This is a genomic window from Sphingosinicella flava, from assembly GCF_016025255.1.
In the GTDB taxonomy this organism is placed as follows: domain Bacteria; phylum Pseudomonadota; class Alphaproteobacteria; order Sphingomonadales; family Sphingomonadaceae; genus Allosphingosinicella; species Allosphingosinicella flava.
Genome location: NZ_CP065592.1, coordinates 2,414,271 through 2,421,597 on the forward strand (window position 1 = coordinate 2,414,271; position 7,327 = coordinate 2,421,597).

Sequence of the window (7,327 nt, forward strand, 5' to 3'; positions counted from 1 at the left end):
CGCCAGTGGCTGAAACCGTAATGAATATGGGAACACCCATGCCCCGCGGCGGGTTGCTGGCTCGATGAGGCACAGCATGGAAAAGCGCATGGATGACGTGAACGGCCGGCTCGAATTGTGGGGCGGGGTGGAATGCTCCACGACCCGCGTCGGCGATGCATGGCGCGATCAGGTGGCGGAAACCGGGCATCGCGACCGCTCGGACGACATGGATTTGATCGCCGATCTTGGCATTACCGCATTACGCTATCCCATTTTGTGGGAATCGATCTCTCCCGATGATCCCAGCAAGCTCGATTTCGCCTGGACGGATGAGCGGCTGGCGCGGCTTCGCGACCGGGGCGTGCGCGTCATCGGGGGGCTGTGCCACCATGGGTCGGGACCGCGTTATACCGATCTTCTCGACCCCGCCTTTCCGGACAAGTTGGCCGATTTCGCGGCGCGCGCTGCCGAGCGTTATCCCTGGATCGAGGATTGGACGCCGGTCAACGAACCGCTGACGACCGCGCGCTTTTCCGCGCTTTACGGCCATTGGTATCCGCACAAACGGGATTTCGGTGCCTTCCTGCGTGCGCTCGCCCATGAATGTTCGGGTACGTTGCGCGCCATGCGCGCCATTCGCGCCGTCGTGCCCTCCGCGCGGCTCATCCAGACCGAGGATCTGGGCAAGATTTTTTCCACGGCCCCCCTCCGATATCAGGCGGCGCATGAAAATGAACGGCGGTGGTTGAGCCTGGATCTTCTGTGCGGGCGGGTTCGCAAAGGCCATGCCTTTTACGATGCGATGCGAGAGAGCGGCGTTTCCAAGCCTCTGCTTGATGAGCTCGCATCCGGGGAGGCCACGCCCGACCTGATCGGCATCAACCATTATGTGACGAGCGAGCGATTTCTGGATCACCGGCTCCATCTTTATCCGGACATCGCTCCCGGCGGGAACGGGCGCCATGCCTATGTCGACGCCGAAGCCGTGCGCGTTGCGGCATTGAGCGGCAAAACGGGGCCGGGGCCCCGGCTCCGGGAAGCGTGGCGGCGCTACCATATCCCGATGGCGATCACCGAAGTGCATCATGGCTGCACCCGCGACGAGCAATTGCGCTGGTTCGCCGAGGTGTGGCGAGCCGCGCTGGACGTGCGGGAGGAGGGCGTGGACCTCCGCGCCGTCACCTTGTGGTCCCTGTTCGGCAATGTGGACTGGCGGTCGCTGCTGACGCGCCAGGACGGCGTGTACGATGTGGGTGCATTCGACGCGCGAAGCCAAAAGCCGCGCGCAACGGTCCTCGCCGCGGCTGCACGCGCTTTTGCGCACGGACAGGATTTCGATCATCCGGTACTCGATACGCCCGGCTGGTGGCGGCGCGGTGAGCGGCTCTATCCTTGGAACAAACGCTCCCGGAGCAGCACTCTTCAAGGCAGGACATTGCTGATCACCGGCGCGACCGGCACGCTGGGGCGTGCCTTTTCGCGCATTTCCGATCATCGCGGGCTTCCCCATCTTCTTACGAGCCGCAACGAACTCGATCTCTGCAGCGCGGATTCGATCCGCTCCGCCCTTGATCGGCATCGGCCCTGGGCGGTGGTCAATGCGGCGGGTTTCGTTCGCGTTCAGGATGCCGAGCGGGAGCGCGATGCTTGTTTCGCCGCGAACAGCCATGGGCCGGAGACGCTGGCGCAGATTTGCGCCGAAGCGGGAGTGCCGCTCGTCACCTTCTCGTCGGACCTGGTCTTCAACGGCAGGCAAGGACCATATCGCGAAGAGGATCCGGTCAATCCCGTGGGCGCTTATGGCCTCAGCAAGGCGGAAGCGGAAAGCCGCGTGCTACGCCTCGCGGAACAGGCGCTGGTCATCCGCACGGCCGCCTTTTTCGGCCCTTGGGATAAGTATAATTTCGCCTGGCACATCCTGAACGGGCTGGCGCGGGGAGAACCCGTCAGCGCCTGCCCGAAAACGATCGTGTCGCCGACCTATGTGCCGGATCTCTGCCATGCCGCGCTCGATCTGCTGATCGACGGGGAACAGGGCGTCTGGCACCTCACCAACCAGGGCAATCTGAGCTGGCATGAATTCGCCCGGCGGCTGGCGGAACGCGCAGGTTATGACGGTGCGCTTGTCCAATCCGTCGCCAGCGGCGATGGCGCCAATACGGCTCTTGCCAGCGGTCGCGGCGCATTGTTGCGTCCGGTCGACCATGCGATCGACGCCTTCGTCGCCGAAGTGAAGCCGATGATCGCGGCGTAACTATTGTAAATCGAAAAACGTATGGCGATGAAGAAAAGGCCGGAGGATGATCCCTCCGGCCTTTTGGCATCCTATTCGGCCGCGACGATCATCTTGTCCTGATCGTCCAGATCCTCTTCCTGGGCCAGCGAGGCGAGCAGGGATTTCCGTTTCTCGTCCAGGCGGCGGAATGTCGCGAGCGCCTGGCCGACGACCTGATCCATATTATAATAGCGATAGGTGGCGAGGCGGCCGACGAAGGTAACGCCCGGCGTCGCGTCCGCCAGCGCCTCATAGCGTTTGTAGAGCGCCTGATTTTCCGGACGGGGAATGGGATAATAAGGATCGCCTTCCGCGCTTGGATATTCGTAGGTCAGGCTGGTCTTCTCATGAGTCTGACCGGTCAGATGCTTATATTCCGTGATCCGGGTATAGGGTACGTCTGGATCGGGATAATTTACCACGGCCACTGGCTGATGCTGCGCCGTGTCCAGCACCTTATGCTCGAAACGCAGGCTCCGATAGGGCAGCTTGCCGAACCGGAAATCGAAATATTCGTCGACCGGGCCGGTATAGATGATGTGATCGGCCCGGACCGCCTTGCGGATGTCCTTGAAATCGGTGCCGAGCATCAAGTCGATATTGGGATGGTTGAGCATGTTCGCGAACATGGCGGTAAAGCCGTCCGCCGGCATCGCCTGATGCTTGTCCCCGAAATAACGGTCGTCCGTATTGGTGCGGGTCGGAATGCGGGCGGTGACCGCCTTGTCGAGATCGCTCGGATCGATCCCCCATTGCTTGCGCGTATAGCCCTGGAAGAACAGCTCATAGAGTTCGCGGCCGACGGCGGAAATGACGACATCCTCGGACGTGACGATGGTGTCGACCGGCTCGGCCCGGGACGCGAGATAGTCCGCCGCTTCTTCCTCGGTGCGCAAGTCGAGGTCGAACAGGGCGTTCAGCGTCGTGCGGTTGATCGGAATGGGAACCAATTTGTCGCGCACTTGAGCCAACACGCGATGTTCATAGGGCCGCCACGCCGTGAATTGCGACAGATAGGCGAAAATCTCGTCGGAATTGGTGTGGAAGATGTGCGGCCCATATTGGTGGATCAATATGCCCGCTTCGTCCGGACGGTCGTAAGCGTTGCCGGCGATATGAGGACGCTTGTCGACCACCAAAACCTTGGCATCATGCTGGCTTGCCAGCCGTTCGGCGAGCGTCGCGCCGGCAAAACCCGCACCCACGATAAGATAGTCGTAATAATCATGCTTGTGCGACGCGATGATGGACGGCGCCGTGGGCCTTGATCCGACGGCCTGCGCCACGCAAGCGGCCATGCGTGCATGGGTTGTGTCCCAGCTGAGGTGGGCGAGCTTTGCATCCACTTCACGGAGCCAACCGTCGCCCTTCCGCGACAGGGCGATCGCCTTTTCGCAGCCCGCCACGAAGGCCTCGGCATCGGCGGCGATGGTGACGGCGTCCATGTCGCCATAATGGCGGATGACATCGGTGATCGGCGTCGACACGACCGGCTTCCCACCCGCCAGATATTCAGGCGTCTTGGTCGGCGAGATGAATTTCGTCGATTCGTTGATCGCGAACGGCATCAGGGCCGCGTCCCAGCCGCCCAGATAATCGGGCAACTCGTCATATTGCTTGCCGCCGAGATAATGGATGTTGGCGCGCCGGGGCAGATCGGCGGGATCGATCTTGACGACCGGGCCCAGCATCACGATCGACCATTGCGGGCGCGCATCGGCGATGGCGGCGATCAGATCGAGGTCCATGCGCTCGTCGATGACGCCGTAAAAGCCCAGCCGCGGCCCTGGGATCGACGCTTGATCCACGGGATCGGCGCGATGTTCCCGGGCCTTCATGAAATGGGCGCGATCGACACTGGAAGGGAAGGCATGAACGCTCGAATGCCGTTCGCGCTTGGCTTCATAGAGGCTGTAGCCGCCGGTGAAGACAAGGTCCGCCGCGTCGAACAGCTCGCTTTCCAATGGCAGAAGCTCGGGCGGCGCGAAGCGGAAATTGGCGAGCTCGTCCATGCAGTCATAGACGGTCGTCACGCTGTCGATGTGCCGCGAAAAGGGCAGCATCATCGGCGTGTAATACCAGCGGATGACCGGCCCTTCCTCGCCATTCAGCAAGCCGTTGAGCAAGGTTTTCAAATTGGCGTCCCGCTCATCCTCGGGCAACCCCTCGGGCAGCATCGGGGTCGCGACGATCACGCCCGTTTCGCGGCAAGGCGTGATCCGCAAGGATACGGCTTGGCCCGCCACAAATTCCGGCTCCTCCCAAAAGATAACCCGCCGCTCGCGGGCAAAGCGGCTCATCAGGTGCTGAGGTCTTTGAAAAACGAAGTTCCACCTGAGGTGGGAAAAGCACAAGAGCGTGTGCGGCACAGAAATCGAAGCCGTTTGAACGGCGTCCCGCGGAGGGGGCGTCAAAATCATATCTGGGTTCCATGATGGACTTTAAGGCATCGGGGAAACGCCCAAAAACGCTTCCCTGTTCCAGGCCAAGGGCATAAGCTGATCTCGATCAGTAGATTACGCCAATCGCTCCCGACGTTCGATTGGGATGATGCGCGTCCCAGAGCCATTTATAACGCGGCGCGCAGCTGCAGATCATCCAGAGCGCGGAGGCCTATGTCCAAGCTGAACTTCAATCTCCTCTAACGGAAACCGAAAGAATATAGGGCGCTAACGGACTATCCAAGCCATCATGGAAATTGGATTTCAATCTGCTTCATACACAAAGACAGTACTCATCGGGATATGAAGCCCAGTAACTTTGATCTTTCATAGCGCTGCGTAAATTCGTGAGATGATTCCAAGAGTTATGTTATCGAATGGTGTCGATATTGAATATGCTAGTCGCATAGAATTTCCGGGGTTCAGTTTCGTTACATCAGTGAAATATTGACTGGCCTTCCAAATTTGCCGAAGGGTGGTCCGTTCGGTCCCAGGTTGAAAGCCGTCTCATGAGCTCCACTGCCATTACTCGTCGCTTCCGGTTCCGCCGGCTCCTTGTCAGCACCGTCATAACCAGCCAGCTTTGGCTACCCTTTGCGGCATCTGCCCAGACGGTCGTCAATGGCGAAGTGCGTTTCAGCACCAGCGGGTCGACGACGACGGGTGTCCAGGCCACGCGCAATGCAATTGTTAACTGGCCAAGCTTGTCCGTTCCTTCGGGATCTACCTTGCGCTTTGTGCAGCCGGATGCGGCCTCCGCCATCCTGAACCGCGTCACCGGCGGCGATCCCACGCGGATCCACGGTTCGGTCGAGGCCAATGGGCGTGTATTCGTCGTCAATCCCAACGGCGTGTTGGTAGGCGCTGGCGGACGCATCGACACGGCGGGCTTCGTCGCCTCTACTCTCAATATCAGCGACGAGGATTTCCTGGCCGGCCGGATGCGCTTCAGCGGCACTTCCACAGCGGGCGTCTACAATCAAGGCGACATCACCGGCCATTCGGGCGATGTGTTCCTGATCGCGCGGGATGTGCGCAATGACGGGCGGATAACCGCAGCGGGCACTGCCCTGCTCGCCGGCGGCACGGAGGTACTTGTCGGATCGGCGAGGGATGGCGGACGCATTCTCGTCCAAGGCGCCGGCAGCGTCGATTCAGCGGGTGCGATCGCCGCCACCCAGGCGCAGCTGCGCGCCGCGGGCGGCAATCCCTATGCGCTGGCGGTCAATATCGGCGGCGGCATCAAGGCCGGCGACGTGACGGTGGCGGGCGACACGATACGCGTCTCAGGCCAGATCGACGCCAGCGGAGCGGCCGATGGCGGCCGCGTGCGCATCGGCGGCGGCTGGCAGGGCGGCGATGCCGATATGCCCAATGCACGGCGCACCGAGGTAACGGAAAGCGCCCGCATTAGCGCCGATGCCGGCGCCAACGGCAAAGGCGGCACCGTCGTCGTCTGGGCCGACGGCGAAACTGATTTTCGCGGCGCGATCACGTCGCGCGGCGGATCGGCCGCGGGCGACGGCGGTAAGGTGGAAGTGTCGGGCAAAGGCTGGCTCGGCTTCAACGGCAGGGTCGACACCACTGCCGCGAAAGGCAAGACAGGCTCGCTGCTGCTCGATCCCACGAACGTCCTGATCACGCGGCAAACGACGACCGGCGGGATCAACGGCGGGGTCTACACGCCGCCCAACACGACGCAGTCCATTCTCAATCCCGACGTCCTCGCCGAAGCGCTGCGGACGACGTCGGTGACGGTGACGACGACGAGCTCGGGCGTGGGCGAGGGCGACATCCGCGTTCTCGATCCCATCTTCTGGAGCGGCGCTACAACGCTAACGCTCGACGCGACGCGGGACATCGCCGTCAACGCCGACATCGTAAATACCGCATCCGGCGCGGGCCTGGTCCTGCAAGCGGGGCGGAGCATTGGCTTTTCATCGCCCGAGCCGCGCAATCCCGCGATCGTCGTGCAGAACGTTACGCTTCAGACGAATTCGACCAACAGCTTCATCTTCCTCGGCCCCGATGTCCGTCTGAAGACGGAGAACCTGACGCTGCGCTATGGCGGCGTCGTGAGCATCCTGCTCAACTCGCCGGTGAACGCGATCGGGCGGGTCAATTTCGAACGGGTCGGCAGCGGCCGGATCGGGTTCATCGACCTACGCGACGCCGATGGGGATCTGACGCTTGCCGGCGATTTCGTCGGGACCGCGCTCAATCCGGATCAAGCGCTTTCCGCCTATTTCAGCACCTTCGGCAACCTGACGCTCGCGCCTGGCTTTACCTTTGCCGGGGCCGCCGACGACGTGGTTTTCGAAAGCCGCCGGGGCGGTTTCTTCAACAACGCCAATCTGACGAGCTTCGGCGCGACCGGCTCGGTCCGCATCTATGTCGCCGATAACAGCAACATTTCCGTTCTCGGCGGCTTCATCCAGGTGACTGGCGACATCCGTTACCCGAACGATCCCAATGCGGCCGATCCCCGCGTCATCTATATCAACAATACCGCAAATCTGCCGACGCCGCCTGTGATCCCGGCAGATCCCACGCCGCCACCGCCACCGCCGCCGCCGCCGCCGCCGCCGCCGCCGCCGCCGCCGCCGCCACCGCCGCCGCCGCCGCCGCC

At 62.2% G+C, this 7,327-nt stretch carries 3 protein-coding genes; 2 read left to right on the forward strand and 1 reads right to left on the reverse strand.

What is annotated here, in order from left to right; translation table 11 throughout:
* Window positions 1-88 precede the first annotated feature (88 nt).
* The gene (locus IC614_RS12260) at window positions 89-2,236 is read left to right on the forward strand and encodes a family 1 glycosylhydrolase (protein ID WP_226372663.1); all 2,148 of its coding nucleotides are present in this window, start codon (window positions 89-91) and stop codon (window positions 2,234-2,236) included.
* Window positions 2,237-2,307: 71 nt separating this feature from the next.
* Here the strand turns inward: IC614_RS12260 and glf are convergent, their stop codons facing one another.
* Complete coding sequence (glf, locus tag IC614_RS12265) at window positions 2,308-4,557, reverse strand: UDP-galactopyranose mutase (protein ID WP_200971729.1); 2,250 nt, start codon at window positions 4,555-4,557, stop codon at window positions 2,308-2,310.
* Window positions 4,558-5,207: 650 nt separating this feature from the next.
* Here glf and IC614_RS12270 point away from each other — a divergent pair.
* Window positions 5,208-7,327, forward strand: a 2,120-nt coding sequence (locus tag IC614_RS12270; protein ID WP_200971730.1) for a filamentous hemagglutinin N-terminal domain-containing protein, incomplete at its 3' end; no start/stop codon positions are given.

What these genes read in the sequence shown, in the direction of transcription:
- IC614_RS12260 (WP_226372663.1), top strand. Translation starts at nt 89, where the DNA reads ATGGATGACGTGAACGGCCGGCTCGAATTGTGGGGCGGGGTGGAATGC.
- glf (WP_200971729.1), bottom strand. Translation starts at nt 4,557, where the DNA reads ATGAGCCGCTTTGCCCGCGAGCGGCGGGTTATCTTTTGGGAGGAGCCG.